General features: G+C 71.6%; 11 protein-coding genes. 5 read left to right on the top strand and 6 right to left on the bottom strand.

The features are described 5' to 3' along the window. Positions 1-703 precede the first annotated feature (703 nt). Complete coding sequence (locus HP550_RS10100; RefSeq protein WP_175347565.1) at positions 704-2,077, bottom strand: alpha/beta hydrolase; 1,374 nt, start codon at positions 2,075-2,077, stop codon at positions 704-706. Between the two features lie 144 nt (positions 2,078-2,221). Between HP550_RS10100 and HP550_RS10095 the strand changes: the two genes are divergently transcribed. From HP550_RS10095 to HP550_RS10085, 3 genes are all read left to right on the top strand, one after another. After that, on the top strand, positions 2,222-4,930 hold the full coding sequence (locus tag HP550_RS10095; protein WP_175347564.1) for an AAA family ATPase: 2,709 nt from the start codon (positions 2,222-2,224) through the stop codon (positions 4,928-4,930). Between the two features lie 430 nt (positions 4,931-5,360). Further along, complete coding sequence (gene deoC / locus HP550_RS10090) at positions 5,361-6,056, top strand: deoxyribose-phosphate aldolase (protein WP_175347563.1); 696 nt, start codon at positions 5,361-5,363, stop codon at positions 6,054-6,056. A 394-nt stretch (positions 6,057-6,450) separates the two neighbouring features. Further along, positions 6,451-7,839, top strand: a complete 1,389-nt coding sequence (locus HP550_RS10085) for a UTP--glucose-1-phosphate uridylyltransferase (RefSeq protein WP_175347562.1) — start codon at positions 6,451-6,453, stop codon at positions 7,837-7,839. A gap of 158 nt (positions 7,840-7,997) precedes the next feature. Here HP550_RS10085 and HP550_RS23045 read toward each other — a convergent pair whose 3' ends face one another. The 5 genes from HP550_RS23045 to HP550_RS10065 all read right to left on the bottom strand — a co-directional run bounded on the left by HP550_RS23045 (position 7,998) and on the right by HP550_RS10065 (position 16,752). Next, positions 7,998-9,485 carry a SulP family inorganic anion transporter gene (locus HP550_RS23045; RefSeq protein ID WP_343048127.1) on the bottom strand — a complete coding sequence of 496 codons (1,488 nt, stop codon included), beginning with the start codon at positions 9,483-9,485 and terminating at the stop codon, positions 7,998-8,000. Then, positions 9,452-9,712 (bottom strand): SulP family inorganic anion transporter, encoded by a 261-nt coding sequence (locus HP550_RS23040; protein WP_343048099.1) that lies wholly within the window; start codon positions 9,710-9,712, stop codon positions 9,452-9,454. The genes HP550_RS23045 and HP550_RS23040 overlap by 34 nt, the downstream gene beginning before the upstream one ends. A 195-nt stretch (positions 9,713-9,907) precedes the next feature. After that, complete coding sequence (locus HP550_RS10075) at positions 9,908-10,393, bottom strand: hypothetical protein (protein WP_175347561.1); 486 nt, start codon at positions 10,391-10,393, stop codon at positions 9,908-9,910. Positions 10,394-10,519: 126 nt separating this feature from the next. After that, on the bottom strand, positions 10,520-11,938 hold the full coding sequence (locus HP550_RS23035; protein ID WP_210767934.1) for a M23 family metallopeptidase: 1,419 nt from the start codon (positions 11,936-11,938) through the stop codon (positions 10,520-10,522). 257 nt (positions 11,939-12,195) lie between these two features. Further along, positions 12,196-16,752 (bottom strand): multicopper oxidase domain-containing protein, encoded by a 4,557-nt coding sequence (locus tag HP550_RS10065; protein WP_175347559.1) that lies wholly within the window; start codon positions 16,750-16,752, stop codon positions 12,196-12,198. Between the two features lie 492 nt (positions 16,753-17,244). Here HP550_RS10065 and HP550_RS10060 point away from each other — a divergent pair, with 492 nt between their 5' ends. Beyond that, on the top strand, positions 17,245-17,487 hold the full coding sequence (locus HP550_RS10060; RefSeq protein ID WP_175347558.1) for a hypothetical protein: 243 nt from the start codon (positions 17,245-17,247) through the stop codon (positions 17,485-17,487). Positions 17,488-17,531: 44 nt separating this feature from the next. Further along, a complete protein-coding gene (locus tag HP550_RS10055; RefSeq protein WP_175347557.1) occupies positions 17,532-19,229 on the top strand; it encodes an FAD-dependent oxidoreductase in 1,698 nt (565 codons plus the stop codon). The last annotated feature ends 11 nt before the right edge of the window (positions 19,230-19,240 follow it).

Below are 19,240 nucleotides of genomic sequence, written 5' to 3'. Positions count from 1 at the left end.
CTTCGAGGAGGCGATGGGCAGTACCAGCGCGTGACGGCGTTGTTCGGCCGAATCCGCACCTGCGGTACGGCGGCACGACACATGGCTGGCCCCGCCTTGAGCAGTACGCCAACTGCGTACGCCAACCAGCACGCGGTCGGGGGCGTCCGGCGGCGTCCACCGACTGCACCGCAACGCTCTGACCTGCACGGATGGACGTCAGAGGATGCTCCCGGCCCCCTCCCGATCTCTGATACGGACGAGGTCACTGGATCGATCCCAGTATCGCCCACCATGTTTGTGCAGGTCAGCGGCGCGTGTCCCTCATGGGGCCGCGTCGCTTCTCACATTGTGGGACGACGAGAGCGGCTCATGTAGCGAACGCGGACGCCGGCGGACAGCGGCGGACGCCGCGACGAACTCCACCAAGACGCTAACGACGCAGGTCAGCGCCGACTGCGAGCCGCCCGATGACCTCTTCTCTCCGAAGGCGCCCGGACGAGGTCCTTCGAGACTGGACCCACGCCCCTGCTGCCTCGGTGAGGCGCCACGTGCCATGCGTTTGCCCCCCGGTCCGCGGGGAGCATGAGCGACCGTCGATCCCGGCTGAGCTCTGCAAACGGTTCCCGGCGAACACCCACGAACGTCCTTCGTCTGCCTGACGCGGAGGTTGCCCGAGGTCGGGGCACCTACCCGGCCAGCGGGCAGGTGCCGTAGACCTGACCTACTCGGGCACGGTCGTCGCGTTCCGGATCGCTGTGATCACGTCGAGGATCGCTTGGCTGGTCGCCGTGGAGTCGTGCTGGTCCGCGATGAGGTCGTCGTGGGTCGCGTCGGCGATGGTGCGGTGGGCGCTGTTGCTCGACATCTGGGCGATGCGCTCGTGGCTCGCGGTCAGTGCGGCGTCGGTACCGGTGCCTGCTGTCAGGACGATCAGTGGTCGTGCGCCGAAGTCGGTGAACGACGACGCTTCGGCCATGGAGCTGGTGGCCTGGGCGAACTCGTCGATGAAGCTGCGGAAGTTGCTCCCGGTGGCGGTGGTGGCGCGCACGTCGCTCGCGGATCGGGGCGGCAGGCCGGCACCTTCGGTCGTCGCGTACAGACGCGTCAGGCCCAGCCGAGCAGAGGTGGAGATCAGGGTGGCGACCCGGTCCACGAGGTCGTAGCGCTTCGGACGGTCCGGGCCTCCGGCGAGGGGTTCATCGCGCGGAGCGGTCGTGTCGATGATCACCAGGCCGGCGATCTGGTCGGGGTAGCGGGCGGCGTAGGTCAGCGCGTAGAGGCCTCCGAAGGAGTGGCCCGCGAGCACGTACGGACCGGGAACGTTCGCCTGCTCCAGCAGCGCGTGCAGGTCGACGGCGATCTGCGTCGCGTCCTGTGCGGTCTGCACCGGGTCGCTGCCGCCGCGACCGGGGCGGTCGTAGACACAGACGCGGGTACTCGCTGCGACCCGGGGGGCGATCCACGCCATGTGCGCGGACATCGCGCCACCACCGGGCTGCAGCAGGACGGTCGGGCTGCCGGTACCTGTGCACTCCAGGTGCAGGGACCGACCACCGACGTCGATCGACCGCCCGGACCTCGCCGTCGACGGGTCCGTGGCTGCGCCGAGCGTCTCGTACATCCCGCCCAGCGCGGCCATCGCCAGCATCGCGATGACCGGGTACAGCAGCCAGCGTCGGCTCCGGCTACGCAGGTGGCGGCGGGCCTGCACGACCATCCAGACGACCAGCGTCAGCGCGACCGGCGGCCACACCCAGCTCAGGACTGGGTCCACGGAGGATCCCAGCACCAGGAGGAGGAACCCGCCGAGGCCCATGACCACGGCGGGGACGGCCGCCCATGACTGGGGCTGGTCGGTCGTTCGCACCGAGAGCACGGCAAGCATCGTCCAGCCGAGGGCGAACCCGCACAGGACCGCACCGGTGATGGTCGCTTCCTGCGGGGGGACGAAGGGTGCGGCGGCCAGGAGCAGTGCGGCCAGGAGACCGCTGGTCAGCGAGCCGGCGACAACCCATCCGATGTGTCCGCGTCGTGCGGACGCGTGCACCCTCGTCCCGTCGTTCGTCGTCTCGCGGTTCGTGTATGTGGTGGCCATGATGCGCGCTCTCTTCCGCCTGGATGGTCGACGCGGTGGAACTCCCCCGCCGTCTCGAGCCTCGCCGTCTCGTCGTCGGTTCGCCCCGGTCAAAGTGCCGGGATCGGACGGTCACGATGGCGCCGGGCTGGGTAGCGTCGGGGTGTGCTGCACGGGAGGGACGTCGAACGAGCGCGACTGGCCGCGCTCGTCGACGGTGCACGGCAGGGGCGGGCGGGCACCCTCGCATTGCACGGCGACCCTGGGACGGGCAAGACCGCGCTGCTCGACGACCTCGCCGAGGCCTGTCACGGGGTGACGGTGCTCCGGACCCAGGGGATCGAGTCGGAGTCGCCGCTGGCGTTCGCGTCGCTGCACCGGCTCCTGCGGCCGCTGCTGCCACGGCTGGACCACATTCCGGCGCCGCAGGCCGGGGCCCTCGACCTCGCGTTCGGTCGTCAGGACGGGGACGCTGTCGACCCGTTCCTCGTCGCGGTCGCGACGCTGTCGCTGGTCACGGAGGCGGCCGAGCACCAGCCGGTGCTCGCCATGGTGGACGACGCCCACTGGCTCGACGCCGCGTCCGCGGACGTGTTGCTGTTCACAGCCCGCCGGCTGGATGCGGATCAGGTCGTGCTGCTGTTCTCGGTGCGCGATGGGCAGGGGACCTCGTTCTCGCACCCGGGAGTGCCCTCGCTGCTCATCCGTGAGCTCGACGACGCATCCGCGCGGGCGGTCGTCGAGGACCACCTAGACGCCGGAGCCAAGGACTCCGTCACGACCGATCGAGTGCTGCGCCAGGCGGGCGGCAACCCGCTCGCCCTGGTCGAGCTCTCCACAGCCCTGACCTCGGACCAGCTGCAGGGCGCCGAGCCGCTGCCCGTGACCGCAGCCATGGAGCGAGTCTTTCTCGACCGCGCTCGGCGCCTCCCCGAGCGGGTTCAGCGCTTCCTCCTGATCGTCGCGGCCGACGACTCCGGACGCGTCGCCACCGTGCGGCGCGCGGCCGAGATCCTCGCCATTCCGGACCGAGCCTTTGCGGAGGCGGAAGCGTCGGGCCTCATGCTCCGAGCGGGTGACACCCTTCGGGTCCGGCATCCTCTCGTGCGTTCTGCCCTCTATCAGGCCGCGCCCACAAGCCTGCGAGGGGACGTGCACCGCGCGCTGGCCGCGGCGCTCGAGGGCGTCGGTGAGCCGGACCGCCAGGTGTGGCACGACGCGTTCGGGGCGGACGGACCGGACGCGGCGATCGCAGCCCGTCTCGACGGCGCCGGTGTTCGCTCCGAACGACGCGGAGGCCACGCCGCAGCGGCCGACTTCTTCGAACGCGCAGCTGAGCTCTCCCCCGCCGCCGACCTGCGCGCGGAACGGCGGTTCTCTGCCGCGCGCAACGCCTGGGCGGCCAGCCTGACCGCCCGCGCCCGGTCCCTCGTCACCGCTGCGCGGGGCGAGGCCGACGACCCCTCGCTGCTCGCGGACATCGACCGACTTCGAGGCCGAATCGAGGTCAACGTCGGCTCCGCGGCCACTGCCCACCGCATCTTCGTGTCCGCGGCCGTCGCCGCCGTCGACACGACGCCAGCTCGCGCGCTCGATCTCGCGGTCGCCGCAGCGGGCCTCGCCGCTTACGGCGGGGACAGCGGGATCCGCCTCGACCCCGCGATCGTGATCCGACCTGGAGGTGATCCGGACGACTCACGCGCTCGGACTCTGCACGACCTGCTGCTGGCCATGACCGCTGCGTCCCAGCACCAGTGGCCACAGGCGGTCGAACGCCTGAGAGACGCCGCCCAGGGGGCCGTCGACGGCGACGCGGACCTCCTGGCGCATCTGGGACAGGCCGCAGTGCACCTCGGCGACGACACCACGGCGGGGCACGCCTTCGCGGCGATGCTCGGCACCGGACGCCAGAGCGGAGCGGGAATGACCGTGCTGTACGCGCTACCCCGCCAGGCGTTTCCGCTGTTCCTGTCCGGTCAGTGGTCCGCTGTCCGAAGGTCCGCCGACGAGGCACACCGTCTGAGCACCAGCGTCGGTCAGCCGGCCCTGTCCGCCACCCCGCTCGCGTGGCTCGCGCTGCTCGCAGCGCTCCGGGGCGAGGACGTCGCACCCGACCTGCGCGCCGAGCTCGACGAGGTCGTCGAGCACCACCCGCTCGGGATCCTCGCCGCGCCGACAGCCGATCTGATCCGGTGGGCCGACGGCGCCCGAGCGGCACAGGCGGGCGCCGCCGAAGTCGCGATCCACCACGTCACCCAGATGCGCGTCCCAGCCCTCACCCGGATGGCAGCGATCGACCGGATCACTGCTGCAGTCCACGCCGACCAGCCCGAGCAGGCGACCGAGTGGCTCGGCGAGCTCGTGCCGTTCGCCCAGGGCACCCGATGGCCCTGGGCCCTTGGAGCCGTCGAGCACGCTCGAGCGCTGCTCTCGCCACAGGCCGCTGCACCGGCGCACTTCGAGCAGTCCCTGACCCACTACGTGAACGCCGCCCGGCCGTTCGACCTCGCCCGCACACATCTCGCCTACGGTCAGCACCTGCGACGCGCGCAGCATCGCGTCGACGCGCGCCTCCACCTGCGCCGGGCGCTCGAGAGCTTCGAGGACCTGCGCGCCGCGCCACTGAGCGCGGTGGCCGCTCGAGAGCTGCGGGCAGCCGGTGAGACAGCACGCACCCGCGACGTCAGCACCCTGGTGCAGCTCACCCCGATGGAGCTCCAGGTCGCGCAGCTGGTCAGCCAAGGGATGTCGAACAAGGAAGTCGCCGCCCACTGTTGGGTGTCACCACGAACTGTCGGCTTCCACCTGCGCAACTGCTTCGCCAAGACGGGCGTCAGCTCCCGTGGCGAGCTCGCCCAGCTCTCGCTCGGTTGACGCCACGTCTCCGCCTGACGATGCGCACGCTCCGCGCTTCAGCAACGGATCAGCTGGACACTGCGGGTCGCGATGTCGAGCGTGCGGATCACTGTCGATGTCCTCCGAGAGGGTGCCGCGCCGATGGTCGTTGGCGTGGCCGGCGGCCTCGTAGGAATGCCCGTCCCCCAACCAACCCCCCGTCGCGGACCGCAGGAGCGCTCCACGGAGGGCCCAAAGGCCCACCTCTGGCGCCGTTTGCTCCCTCAGTGTGGGTATCCGAGTGCTCGGTGAGCGGGCGCCTGCACGGTGACGGGCATGGATGAGCGCATGACTGGGTCCTCCTGGGCGACGGCCCCGAGCCAGCGCCGCGTTGGGCGCCCTCCGTTGCGCTGACCCTCGACCACGTGATCCGGACGGTCTCGGCCGCCGAGATCGACAGGAGAACCCGATGACCACGACCACCGCCATCACCATCGACCCCACTGCGCTCGCCCAGTACGTCGACCACACCCTGCTCAAGCCCGAGGCCACGGCCGCGGACGTCGCCGCCCTGGTGGCCGAAGGGGCGCGGCTGGGCGTCTACTCGGTGTGCGTCTCGCCGTCGTTCCTGCCGCTGGACCTCTCCGAGGCGCCGAACCTGCGGCTCGCTGTGGTGTGCGGCTTCCCCTCCGGCAAGCACGACAGCTCGGTCAAGGCTGCCGAGGCGGCACTGTCGATGCAGCAGGGGGCCGACGAGGTGGACATGGTGATCGACATCGGCGCAGCCAAGGCCGGGAACTTTGCCGCGGTCGAGGCTGACATCGTCGCCGTCCGGGCCGCGGTGCCGGCACCCGGGGTGCTGAAGGTCATCATCGAGTCCGCGGCGCTCGACGACGCGCAGATCGTCGGCGTCTGTCGAGCAGCTGTGGCCGCGGGCGCCGACTTCGTCAAGACGTCCACGGGGTTCCACCCGGCCGGCGGCGCCACGGTGCACGCCGTCGAGCTGATGCGCGCGACCGTGGGTCCCGCGCTGGGCGTCAAGGCATCTGGGGGCATCCGCACGGCCGCAGACGCAGTCGCCCTCATCGACGCGGGTGCGACCCGCTTGGGCCTCTCCGCGACCGGCCACGTGCTCGCCGGCCTGGACTGCGACGCCGGCTACTGATCGCATCTGCGACTCCGACAGCAGCGTGTCCACGTTCGGGGTGCCCCGAGCAGTCGCCGGGCTGCGGGAGTCGCGCGCACTCGTTGACCAGCGCAAACGACTGCTGGCGAACGCCAGCGAACGTTGTTCTTCTGCCTGACACGGGAGCGGTCACTGGTTCGATCCCCGCATCGCCCACCATCATTACCGCAGGTCGGCCGCGCGCGTTCCTCATGGAGCCGCGCCGCTTCTTGCATCCTGGAACCCGTCGGAGCGGCATCTGCGCTCCACCGACCGGCGGCGGCCGCCGTGCTGTCGCACAGTCGCTCGAGACCTGACGGCCATGCCCGGACCGTTGCGTGACAGCGGTCACCAGACATGCAGCGTCCGTGTCGAGCCGCCTAGCATCGACGCCATGAGCGCCCACGGACTCGCCCAGGCCCAGCGCAAGATGAGCGACGGAGCGGTGCACCCCATCGCCGTCGACGTCTTCACCCGCTTCTACGGACTCCTGGAGTCCGGCGAGACCGGCGTGATCCCGGAGACCGACGTCGATCCGCTGACCGACGTGCCGCACGCCGCCGACCTCGACGTCGACGAGGAGGTCGCCCGCGCCGCGCTGGCGGTGACCGCGGTCGTCAAGCTCAACGGCGGACTCGGCACGTCGATGGGGATGGACCGCGCAAAGTCCCTTCTGCGTGTGCGTGGCGACAGGACGTTCCTGGACGTGATCGCCGGCCAGGTGCTCGCAGCGCGCGCGGCGACCGGCGCCCGGCTGCCCCTCGTCCTCATGAACAGCTTCCGGACCCAGGACGACACCCTCCGTGCGCTCGCCGACTATCCCGATCTGCCCGTCGACGGGCTGCCGCTCGACTTCGTCCAGAACCGCGAGCCCAAGCTGCTCGTCGATGACCTCACCCCCGTGGCGTGGCCGGCGGACCCCGACCTCGAGTGGTGCCCGCCGGGCCACGGCGACCTCTACACCGCGCTGCAGACGTCCGGCGTGCTCCAGGCCCTCCTCGACGCCGGCTTCAGGTACGCGACGGTGTCAAACTCCGACAACCTCGGCGCGGCCCCCGACGCGCGCATCGCCGGGTGGTTCGCGGCGTCCGGTGCCCCGTTCGCCGCCGAGGTCGCGCGCCGCACCACCGCCGACCGCAAGGGCGGCCACCTCGTGGTCCGTCGGACCGACGGCCGGCTGGTGCTGCGCGAGTCCGCGCAGACGCTCCCCGGCGACGCCGACGCAGCCGGCGACATCGAGACCCACAAGTACTTCAACACGAACAACCTCTGGCTCGACCTGGAGGCGCTCGCGGCGGAGCTCGACCGCACGGGCGGGGTCCTCGACCTGCCGCTCATCCGCAACGAGAAGACCGTGGACCCCAGTGACAAGGCATCGCCGAAGGTGGTCCAGATCGAGTCGGCCATGGGTGCAGCGATCGAGGTGTTCGACGGTGCCGTGGTGCTCGAGGTCGACCGCTCGCGGTTCCTGCCGGTCAAGACGACGAACGACCTGCTCGTCCTCCGGTCGGACGTCCACGAGCTCGGGGACGACTTCCGTCTGACGGCCCGCGTCGACGCGCCCTACGTCGACCTCGACCCCGGGCGCTTCGCGCTCATCGCCTCCTTCGACGCCCGCGTGCCGCACACCCCGTCCCTCGCCGACGCGACATCGCTGCGGGTCAGGGGTGACTGGGGCTTCGGGCGGGATGTCGTCGTCGTGGGTGACGCCGTGCTGAGCGACCTCGGGGAGGCCGCGGTCGTTCCCGACGGTGCACGGGTCGGGCCGGCCGGCATCGAGTGACCCAGGAGCGCACCCATGACGACGCGCGAACGCGACAGGCACGCCCGGCAGCGTGCCGCCTCGTTCATCCCCGTCGCTCAACCGCGTCCGTTCGGGAGCGCCGAGACGGTCCTTCTCCCGGCTGACACGACGGAAGCTCCCGGCGGCCGCCGGAGCCGTCAGCCCGCATCGGGCCCGTCCGTCGGACCGGCCCGCTCGGCGCGGTAGGCCCGCACGGCACTGTGCACGGTGGGGTAGAAGTGGTCGGGCCCGAACCGGCTGCCGACACCGAAGCGCACCAGGCGGTCCTTGACCGGGCCCTTCATCTCCGCGAACACCAGGTCGACCCCGAGCGCGGCGAGGTGGTCGTCCAGCTCGACGAGCTCGTCGAGCGCGGTCGTGTCGAGGCCCGTGATCGGTTCCGACGCGATGATCACGCGGCGTACCGGCGCCGGAGCGTCCGCGACGAGTCCGCGAACCCACGTATCGAACACGTCGCCGTTGGCGAAGAAGAGGGGCGCGTCGAACCGCGCGATCACCAGGCCCGGGACCCGCTCCCCCTCCGGGTGCCGGCTGAGGTCGTGGAACCCCGGAACGCCGTCCACGCTGACCAGCTCGGCACGGTAGGGCTCCCACGCCCGGCGCACGAACACCGCGAGCGACAGGGCCACGGCGACGGCGATGCCTTGCAGCACGCCGACGAAGGCCACGCCGAGGAACGCCGCCACCAGCAGCGCCGCGTCGCTGCGGCTCATCCGGACGAGGCGGACGAACGTGTGCACGTCGACGAACGAGGACGCGGCGGCGATGACGACCGCGGCCAGCGTCGCCGACGGCAGGTACTCCGACAGGCCGGGCGCGACCAGCATGAAGACGACGAGCAGGACCGCGGCCACGACGCCGGTCAGCTGCGTGCGGGCGCCCGCCTGGACCGCGACCGGCGTGCGCGACGCGCTGCCCGAGACAGGGAAGCCACCGAGCAGCCCGGTCGCGAGGTTCGAGGCGCCCAGCGCACCCATCTCCTGGCTGCCGTCGACGGCCTCCCCGCGGCTGCCGCTGAGAGCACGCGAGAGCACGGTCGTGTCGGCGAAGGTGATGAGCGCGATGCCTGCCGCCGGACCGACGAGCGCGAGCACGTCTGCGGGTTCGACGCCCGCGAGGGCCGGTGTCGGGAGGCCGGACGGCAGCGCACCCACGACGGGGATCTGGTCGGCGAGCCCGAGCGCAGCGGTCAGCACGCTCGCCCCGACGACCGCCAGGACGATGCCCTTCGCGGTGGAACCCAGCGCGCGCGCCACGACGATGACCGCGAGGGATCCGACGCCGATCGCGGCCGCGGCGCGGTCGACCTGACCGTCGGCGACACCGGTGACCGTCAGGCCGAGGTGCTCCCAGACCGGGCCGGGGGGCACCGAGATGCCGAGCAGCTTGGGCAGCTGGCCGGCGATGACGACCAGCGCGATCCCGTTCATGTACCCGACGCGGATCGGCATCGACAGCAGGCCGGTGAGGAACCCCAGCCGCAGCACGCGACCGCCGACGAGCATGAGCCCCATGAGCACCGCGAGCAGGCCGGCCAGCGCGACGGCTCGGTCGGCGTCGCCCAGCGCGAGCGGCAGCACCGCGGCTCCGATCATCGGCGCGAGCGATGAGTCCGGGCCGAGCACGAGCACCCGCGACGGACCGACGAGCGCATAGACGGAAAGGGGACGATCGTCGCGTACAGGCCTGTGACCGGCGGCAGCCCTGCGGCCGTGGCGTAGGCCATGCCCGCGGGTATCGCGACCGCGACGAGCGTCGCGCCGGCGACCAGGTCCGGTCGCAGCCACGCGCGCTCGTAGCTCCTGGCCACACCGACGCCGGGGAGCAGCCCTACGACCCGCCCGCGGTCCATCTCCCGAGCCTAGGACCAGGCCCCGGACGGATACCCGGGCCGGACGTCCCCGACACCGCTGTTGCGAGCGCGGTCCTCGGCAATTGCCGAACGCCCCCGATCGGCGACCCGAGGGACAGGGCTCGTCGAACGCATGCCTCCGGGAGGGCTGATCACCGACATCGACCGCCGAGGAAGCGGTGGACCGGACCCGCCTCAGGCCTCCGTGCCGGTCACCCCGATGTAGACCGCAGCGTTCCCGCGGGGGTTGAGCAGCACGACAGGGGCGATGCACCGCTCCGGAAGGGCGACCCGGGCGTGGATCACCGCGTCACCCGTGGGCGAGAACGGCACGATCGCCGTCGTCACGACCACGGTCCCGTTGCACGCGATGCTCGCCGCCAGCTGCGGGACGGGGTTGGCGCCGGTCGACGTCAGGACGAGGCCCTCGACCCGGACGTCCAGCCGACCGTTCTGGCGCAGCCGCGCCTCGCCGTCGCCGATCACCCAGTCGGCTCCGCCGGGCGTCGTCCCGAACAGCACCGGGTCGGTCGTCAGGCTGCCCGCCAGCTCCGCCCTCAGGATGGTCCGCCCACCACCACCCCCGTGCTCGCCGCCGGCGAAGGCCGCGGGAGCACTGAGCAACCCAGCGGTCGCCACGATCGCCGCCGCCGTCACGACACGCCTCAGGATCGTCGTCATCGTCAACCCCTCCTCCGCGAGCCCACGATGGGCCCCACACAGTGGAGACGAGACGGGAGGGTGACGGGTTCACCCGCTCGGCGAACGAGTCCCCAGCCGCGTCTGATCGGCCCCGCCCGCTGGCGCTCAGCGGCCCAGCAGAGGTCGCGGGTTGACGGTGGAGCCGTTCACGTACACCTCGAAGTGCAGGTGGCACGCACCGGACAGACCCGTGTTGCCGGCGTAGCCGATCAGCTGCCCCCTGGCGACGTCCTGCCCCGCCCTGACGATCGAGCGGGTCAGGTGGTTGGAGCTGCTCATCACCGAGTTTCCCTCGACCGTGCCGTAGTCGAGCATGACCTGGTTGCCGAAGCCGTTGCGCCACTGCGACCAGAGCACGGTCGCGTCGCGCGGCGCGTACAGGGGCGTGTTGCACCCGGTGCGCAGATCGATCCCGGCGTGCAGGCGCACGTAGCCCAGGATCGGGTGCAGCCGCATGCCGTACTCCGAGGTCACGTACATGGGGTTGATCGACGTGGGGTTGGCGAACAGAGCTCCGGACACCGCCCCCACCGGAGGCTGAACCTGTGCCGGCGGGGGCGGCGGCGGGGGTGGTGGTTCCCGCCCGGCGGCTTCGGCGGCAGCGCGGGCAGCGGCTTCGGCGGCCGCGCGCGCCGCTGCCTCGGCCGCACGTGCTGCGGCCTCGGCAGCCTCGCGGGCGGCTCGTTGCTCGGCGATGATCGCGACGAGGTCGCGCTCGATGGCGGCCCGCTCGGCGTCGATCTCGGTCTGCTCGGCCTCGGCCTGCGTCTTGAGGGACGCGATCGCGTCCTGCCTGGCGCTCTGGTCAGCGATGAGTTGGTTGATCTCGTCCTCGCGCGCCTGAGCGACCCGCTGGGCCTCGGCGGCGGCGATGACGTTCGCCTCGGCCTGCTCCTTCAGCTCGGCGACGCGATCGGTGACAGCGCCCAGCCGGGCCTCGCTGTTGCGGTTGTTCGCGTCGACCTGGCGCAGCTCGTCCAGGACGCGAGCCTGGCTTCGCAGCGCCGCATCGACGAGCCGGGCGTTGTCGAGGAAGTCGGTGGCGTTCTCGGCGTCGAGCATCACGTCCATGGCGGAGACCCCGGGTGCACCCCGGTAGGCCTCCCGCGCCATCGCTCCCACCGCCGCCCGGAGCTCCACCTCGTCGGCACGGTCTGCGGCAATGGTCGAGGTGAGGCTGCCGCGCAGGTCCGTCGCGTCCTGGAGCCGGCCGGCGAGCATGGCGGCCTCGCGCTGGGTCGCCTCCAGCACCGCCCGGGCGTCCTCGAGCTCGGCCTGAGCCTCGGGCAGCCGCGCCTGGGTAGCCTGCAGGTCGAGCGCGGCCTGGCTCAGCTCGGCACTGAGACCCTCGATGGAGGCCTCCAGCTCCTCGGCGCGTCGGTCGGCTTCACTGCTGCGCCGTTCCGCCTCGGCACGGCGGTCGTCGATGCCGTCGGCCCAGCTGGCGCCACCGGTACCGGTCAGCGCCATCACCGCGGCGAGAAGGACGGCACCCGTCCGACGCCGCAGTCGACTCGGCGGCACGGCTGAGGAGGCCGGCGGCCTGGACCGGACCGGCGTCTCGCGTGGGGGCATCGACATGTGCGTGGCGGCCGGGTTCGGGGACAGGGAGCGGGCTCGGCCGGTGGCAGGTTAAGCGCGTGTCGTCGCGCGGGACGGTCCTGACACGCGACACGCACCTTGCCTGTTCCCACGAGCGGCTGAATCGCGCCGCCGACCTCGGCGCAGACGGTGGGGCCGCACGAGTGGCTCGTGCGGCCCCACCGCTCAGGTCGGCGTCGTCATGGCGCCGCCGGGACGGTCACCCAGCCGGACCAGGTGGTGCCGAGCGCGTTGGTCGCACCGACGCGGACGTACCAGACCTGGATTGCCAGGTTTCCTGTGGTGTAGCTCGTGGAGTTCGCCGCACGGTTCGCCGAACCGGTCACCGTGGTGCCGTTCGAGCTCCACTGCACGGTGTAGCCGGTCTCGCTCGCCACATCCGCCCAGGTCACCGTGACCCGCTCCCGGGTGCCGCTGCTCCGAGCCGCGCTCGCGGCCGGCGCCGGCGCTGCCGGTGCGTTCACGGTCACGTCCACCACGGAGCCCAGGACGGTGCCCGCGACGTTCACGGCCCCCACCCGGTAGGAGTAGGCGGACCCGAGCGTGACGCTCGTGTCGGCGTAGCTCCTTGCGCCGGCGGGGAGCGCCGCAAGCTGCGTCCACACCCCTGCGCCGGTCGAGCGCTGCACCACGTAGCCGGTCTCGTTGTTGGCCGCGTCGTTCCACGCCAGCGCCACCCGCGGTCCCGCCTGCGGCGTCGCCGTGAGTCCGGTCGGTGCCGCAGGTGCGTTCACGGCCGCGGTGCCGGACATGCTCTGCACCGTCACGCTCGGGAACTGCCCGCCGTAGCCCACCGCGTTGCGCGCGACGATCCGGTAGAGCGCCGCCGCGGACGCGTTCGATGTCGGGTCGATGTAGGTGCGCGTGCCGTGGACGTTGCCGAGGAGCGGCTGGATCCGCGGTGTGCCCACCGTGTTCCACGTCGACCCGTCCGTGGAGCGTTGCACCAGGAAGTCGGTCTCCGTGATCGAGTTGTCCACCCAGGTGACGACGATGCGCCGGTTGCGCCCGTTGCCCGTCGTCGTGAACGTCGGCGCATCGGGTGCGATCGGTGGCAGCGCGAGGCTGACCGGTCGCATCATGTCCATCTCCTCGTGGCTGAGGATGTGGCAGTGGTAGACGTACTCCCACCCGAAGTTCACCAGCGTGTTCGAGATCGGCGTCGTGGGGTTGCCCTGGACGTCGACGTTGTTGAACATCGCGGTCGAGCCGATCGGCATCATCGGGCTGAGTGCCCGCACCGAGTTCGGCACCTCGAACGGGACCTTCGGGATGATCGGCCGCAGCGCGACGATCGTGTCCTCGAGCGGGGCGATCCGGACGGTGTCCTTCCAGCCCAGCTCGTTCGGGTCGGGCGGGATGATGATGTTGTCCCACGTCACCCGGTTGAGCACCTGCACGTCGTACAGGTGGAAGTGGATCGGGTGGGTGTCGACGCCGTTGTGCGTGAACCGCCAGATCTGCATCCCGTCGGACGTCGACGACACGGGTGTCACCTTGACGTCCGCGCTCGGGAGCGCGGTGCCGTCGATGATCTCGGTCGCCGGGTTGACGTAGGGATACAGGGTGACGTTCTGCGCCCCCGGTGTCGGCGGCTGCGCCTCGACGCCGAGGTTGGCCTGCATGCGGCCGAACTCGTCGAACGTGGTCGCGTTCATCTCGTCGTGGATGGCCTTGGGTTGCAGCGTGACCGACGACTTCGTCGTCTGTCCACGCAACGTGTTGAACCCGAAGGTCGTGGTGTCGTTGATGCGGACGAGACCGTCGCACCTCTGCAGCGGCGAGCCCTTGGCGTTGCAGTTGCTGCTCGCCGCGAACGACGAGCCGTAGGCGCTGTTGTACGCGGCCTGGCCGACGATCACCGGGTGCTGTCCGGACTCGAACACACCCGTGCCCTGGGCGTTGTGCTTGAACGCCGCCTGAAGCCGCGTCAGGTTGAAGGGTGCCGCCGGTGTGGTGGCCGCGATCTTCACCTGCATGACGGTCCGCGTGTTCGGGCCGTACCCGGGCAGGATCGCCGGGGCGCCGACCGGGCTGAGGTCGGGTGCGCCGGTGTAGTAGTCGTACGACGGCACACGAGCCGGGAACGCGGCGGGGGCGTCGTTGTACAGGATGAGCGTGCTCCCCGCGAACTTCGAGAAGTCCACGATCACGTCCGCGCGCTCGGCCGGTGCCAGGAGCAGCGAGTGCTTGTCCACGTTCCCGACGTCGAAGCGCGTCGGGTCGGTGATCCACGTCGTCGGCTGCTGCCCGTCGATCACGGTCGGGGCCGGCAGGAAGCCGCCCTCGCTCGCGATCTGCACCCAGTCCGGCCCCGCGGCGCTGTTGTGCGCGCCGACGGGTGTCGGGAAGACCGTCGGGTCGGTCTGCGCCCGCGCGAGCAGGTCGGCGTCGAGCGCCACCTCGGTGGTCCCGTCACCCTGCGTCGCGTCGGCGAGGTACCACTGGAAGTTGAAGAACCGGTCGTTCGCCGCGTTGAGGACGCGCATCCGGTAGGTCTTCGGCTCCAGCGTGACCGTCGGGTAGGCCACCCCGTTCACGAGCGGGGTGTCGTTGAACTGCTCCATGCCCACCGAGATGTTCGGCGTGCCAGGGATCAGCTCGGGCTCGCAGAACGGGTCCGTGTCGTACTGCCACGTCGACGGCACGTCCAGGTTGCAGGCCGGGTTGTAGTACGGGTTCGCGATCGGCCCGTACTTCGTGTCGGCGGCCGGTGGCCAGAACCATGGTCCGTACATCCAGCGCCCGTACGCGCTCATGCCAGACGGGTCACCGGGGTTCTGCGCCGGCATGTAGACGTGGTGGTACCAGAAGCTCCCCTTCGTGCCCCACCGGTCGGTGTCCCACGTGGGGTCCTGCGCCGCGAGCTGCTCGGCTCCGGGCACGAACGTCTTGTCCTGGACGATGAGCGGGATCGTGTCGCCGGCACCGGGGATCGTCCCGGAGTCGACCAGCGCACGCTCGGTGGGGTCGCTGATCATGTACCCGGCGGCCTCGCCCGCGTAGACGTTCAGTCGGGTGATGCCCCAGGAGTGGTCGTGGTAGAACATCAGCCGCGCACTCTGCTGGTTCGTGTAGTAGAAGGTCTGGCACCCGTCGTCGCCCGCCGTGCAGCCGGACGTCGCCATGTCGGGCACCTCGCTCACGCTCACGCCCTGCGGCCACGCGGTCGACTCGCCGGCCGGCGTGATCCACTGGTGCGGCGTCCCGTCACTGATCCACGGCGTGATGCCACCGTGCAGGTGCAGGGTGGCGCGGTTGTCCGCGAAGCAGCTGTCGGGCTTGGGGTACTGCGAGCACTCCGGGTTGCGCACCGCGTCGAGCACCGTGCCCTGGTCGACCGGGTCGGCCATCGTCATCGGGCCCATCCCCGAGCCCATCAGGCTGCTGTCGGTCGGCAGGAAGAGGTCACCGGCCGAGCCCGTGGGGAGCAGGTTGCGGAAGACGATCCGCACCGGGCGGTCCTTGGTGGCGGCGATGATCGGGCCGAGGTACTGCGGGCTCGTCACGGCGAAGTACTGCTGGCCGTTGGCGTCGGTTGCCGGCGTCGAGGTGCCGTCCAGCAGCTCGTTGACCAGCGGGAAGTGCTGGCTGACGGCTGCGTTGGCGGCCGTCTCGAGCTGCACGTAACCGCGCACGAGGGAGGCCGGCAGGTCGGAGCTGAACGTCGACCGGTACTGGACCAGGCCGATGACGTACTCGTCGGCCGCCTGGGTGCCGTAGGTCTTGGCCTCGGGGACCGCGACCGGCAGGAACTTGGCGGACGGGTCGGTCGGGCAGCCGGCACCCGCCGGGTCGCACGGCAGCGGCAGCGCGTCCTGGAACTTGCGCATGCCGACCGTGAGGTAGCCGCTGCCCGGCTGGGTGACCTCGATGCCGGTGACGGCGCCGATGGACGTCCGTGCGGTCACGGCCGCACCGGAGCCGGTGCCGTCCGGATCGCTCACCGTGACCGTCGGCGCGCTCGTGTAGTCCGCGCCGAGCTCGAGCGACATCACCTGGGAGAGCGCGAGCGTCGCGCTGACCTGGGCGGACGTCGCACCGGCGATCGGGTCGAAGATCGTGCCGTTGTGGATCGCGACCCCCGGCGCGCTGGTGTAGCCGGAGCCCGGCTCGTCGACGACGACAGCCGTGATGACACCGGTGGCGTCCATGCCGTCGACCGCGTCACCGTTGGCGATCATCGGCACGTGGCCCTTCGCCTGGGTGCCCTCGGGGAGGCTGGGCAGGTCGAACTCGACGGTGGGCATCGTGTACCCCGCACCGCCGTCCGCGATGATCACGGCATCGACGCCGCCCGCAGCCGTCGCAGTGGCACCCGTGCCGCCGCCGCCGTCGACCGTGACCGCTAAGGCCGTGTAGCCGGCACCGGGGTCGTCCACGACGTAGCGGGTCACCACTCCCGTGCTCGCGATGGTCGCGACCGCAGCCGCGGTCCCGTCGCCGCCGGTGATGGTGACCTGGGGCGCAGTCGTGTATCCGCTGCCCGGCGCGGTCACCTCGACGCTGGCGATCCCGCCAGAGACGGGGTCGACCGTGGCCGCCCCCTCGGCGCCCGCACCGTCTCCGGTGATCGCCACGCTCGCGGTGGGGAGCGTGAACGGGCTGTTGGCCCAGTTCGGCGACGGCCCGAAGTAGTGGGGCACCACGGAGGAGTCCGTGGGGCCGGACGGCAGTGCGGCGGGCACGGCTGGTGCGGCACCGACCGCACCGCTCTGGCCTGCCGGAAGGATCATGGCGGCGACGACGACAGAGATCGAGATCGAGGCGAGCCCCGCACGGCGAACGCCACGGCGTCGATGCCGACTCTGTGACCCAGCTTGCGCGACCAGTTGCGATGACATGAGGTTCCTTCCACCCGGCGGACTCCCCAGGCCGACCCGACCCGGGACCGTTCTTCCCACGACCTCGTGGGCGAAGTGATCGAACGGGCGCACAGCTCGCCCGCCGATGGACGCACTCGACACGCTGTTCAGTCCTGCCAGCAATACCCGTCTTTGTCCTGATACGAGCAGGGCCGAAAGTCCCGGGGGGACAACGTCGCCGCCCATCCGGTCGGGTCACGAGCGAGATGCGCCGACAAGGTCGGGGTGACCTTGGGGACCTTCTGCTCTACTGCGCCCGCCCGCACCCGGCGAAGGCTGGCGGAGCGGGCGAGCCCCCGTGGAGCCGCCCCCCGAGTGCGAAGGGAGGCGCGCGATGTCGCGCACCTGGACGGGCCGACCGTCATGACCACGCACGTGGTGGTGCTCGGCGCCGGGACGGCCGGGACGGCCGGGACGATGGTGGCCAACAAGCTGCGACGTCGGCCCGACGACACGTGGGCGATCACGGTGGTCGATCGTGATGACGCCCACCCGTACCAGCCGGGGTTCCTGTTCGTGCCGTTCGGCGGCCTGACCGAGGACCTGGTGCGGTCGCGGCACGCGTTCGTCCGCGACGGCCCGCGCAAGCAGATGCTGTTCATCTAGTTCGGCGTTCGCGTCTCGATACCCCCCGGGGTATAGTCCTCGGCATGAACGACAGAGAACCTCGCAGGATCGTCATCGTCGGCGGTGTGGCCGGCGGCATGAGCGCGGCCGCTCGCGCACGGCGCCTGGACGAGCGCGCCGAGATCGTGGTGCTCGAGCAGTCGGACTACGTCTCGTTCGCCAACTGCGGGCTGCCCTACCACCTGTCCGGGGACATCGAGCGGCGCGACGACCTGCTGCTGCACACGCCCGCCTCGCTGGGCGCGGCGCTCGCGCTCGACGTGCGCACCGGAAACCGGGTCACGGCGATCGACCGCGCCGCCCGCACCGTCTCGGTGACCACCTCGGAGAGCTCGTACCAGCTGGCGTACGACGCGCTCCTGCTCTCCCCCGGTGCCGTCGCGGTGCGTCCGCCGATCGACGGCCTGGACCACCCGGCCGTGCACTCCCTGCGGACCATCCCCGACCTCGACGCCCTCGACGAGCACGTCACGCGGCTGGTCGACGGACGCAGCGACGACGACCGGGCGCGTGCCGTCGTCGTCGGCGCCGGCTTCATCGGCCTGGAGGCGGTCGAGGCCCTGGTCGCCCGCGGCCTCGAGGTCGACGTGGTCGAGCTGGCCGACCACGTCCTGCCACCCCTGGACGCCGAGCTGGCACCGCTGCTGGCCGACGAGCTGAAGGCGCACGACGTCGGTCTCTTCCTCGGCGTCTCGGCACAAGCCCTCAACCCCGCTTCCGACACCGCGCTGAGCGTCGTGCTGTCCGACGGGACAGCGCTCAGCGCCGACCTGGTGCTGGTCAACGTCGGCGTGCGTCCCGCGAGCGACCTGGCACGCGACGCCGGGCTCGCGCTGGGGCGCCACGGTGCCATCCGCGTCGACGAGGACCAGCGGACCTCCGACCCGCACATCTGGGCCGTCGGCGATGCGGTCGAGGTCATCCACGCCGTCACCGGGACGGTCGGCCCCGTGCCACTCGCCGGCCCCGCCAACCGCCAGGGCCGGCGAGCCGCCGACTCGATGCTCGGTCGACGCACGACCCCGCAGGCAGCCGTCCTGGGCACCGCGATCGTCCGCGTGTTCGGGCTCACCGCAGCGGTGACCGGCGCAAACCAGCAGACGCTGGCCCAGGCCGGCATCGCGCACGAGGTGGTCCGCATCCACCCCGGACACCACGCCGGCTACTTCCCCGGCGCCGCACAGATCCACCTCGTAGCGTCCTTCGCCCCCGACGGTCGGCTGCTCGGCGCCCAGGCCGTCGGGCGCGACGGCGTCGACAAGCGCATCGACGTGCTGGCCACCGCGCTGCGCGCCGAGATGACCGCGGACGACCTCGCCGAGCTCGAGCTCGCCTACGCCCCGCCCTACGGCTCGGCGAAGGACCCCGTGAACATGCTCGGGTTCGTCGCCCAGAACGTCCTCGACGGCACCACGCCGCAGTGGCACCCGGGCGAGCTCGACGACGTACTGGCCGACACCCTCGTGCTGGACGTCCGCTCGCAGGGCGAGTTCGACCGCGGACACCTCAAGGGCGCGCTGCACATCCCGCACACCGAGCTGCGCGGCCGCCTCGACGAGGTGCACGCCGCCGCGGCCGGCCGACCCGTCAGCGTGCACTGCGCCTCGGGCGTCCGCTCCCACATCGCCACCCGCGTCCTGCTCGCCGCGGAACTCGACGCCCGCAACCTCTCCGGCGGCTGGCTCACCCTCACCGCCCTCCGCCCCGACCTCGTCCCCTGACCCTCAGAAGG

It is taken from the genome of Cellulomonas humilata (assembly GCF_013359775.1).
Taxonomy (GTDB): Bacteria; Actinomycetota; Actinomycetes; order Actinomycetales; family Cellulomonadaceae; genus Cellulomonas; species Cellulomonas humilata.
This window is presented reverse-complemented; position numbering and strand designations above follow the sequence as displayed.

Excerpts from the sequence above, each read along its gene's own strand:
- HP550_RS10055 (WP_175347557.1), top strand. The coding sequence starts at position 17,532 with ATGAACGACAGAGAACCTCGCAGGATCGTCATCGTCGGCGGTGTGGCC.
- deoC (WP_175347563.1), top strand. The coding sequence starts at position 5,361 with ATGACCACGACCACCGCCATCACCATCGACCCCACTGCGCTCGCCCAG.
- HP550_RS23040 (WP_343048099.1), bottom strand. The coding sequence starts at position 9,712 with ATGGACCGCGGGCGGGTCGTAGGGCTGCTCCCCGGCGTCGGTGTGGCC.
- HP550_RS10065 (WP_175347559.1), bottom strand. The coding sequence starts at position 16,752 with ATGATCCTTCCGGCAGGCCAGAGCGGTGCGGTCGGTGCCGCACCAGCC.
- HP550_RS10075 (WP_175347561.1), bottom strand. The coding sequence starts at position 10,393 with ATGACGACGATCCTGAGGCGTGTCGTGACGGCGGCGGCGATCGTGGCG.
- HP550_RS10085 (WP_175347562.1), top strand. The coding sequence starts at position 6,451 with ATGAGCGCCCACGGACTCGCCCAGGCCCAGCGCAAGATGAGCGACGGA.
- HP550_RS10060 (WP_175347558.1), top strand. The coding sequence starts at position 17,245 with ATGACCACGCACGTGGTGGTGCTCGGCGCCGGGACGGCCGGGACGGCC.
- HP550_RS10100 (WP_175347565.1), bottom strand. The coding sequence starts at position 2,077 with ATGGCCACCACATACACGAACCGCGAGACGACGAACGACGGGACGAGG.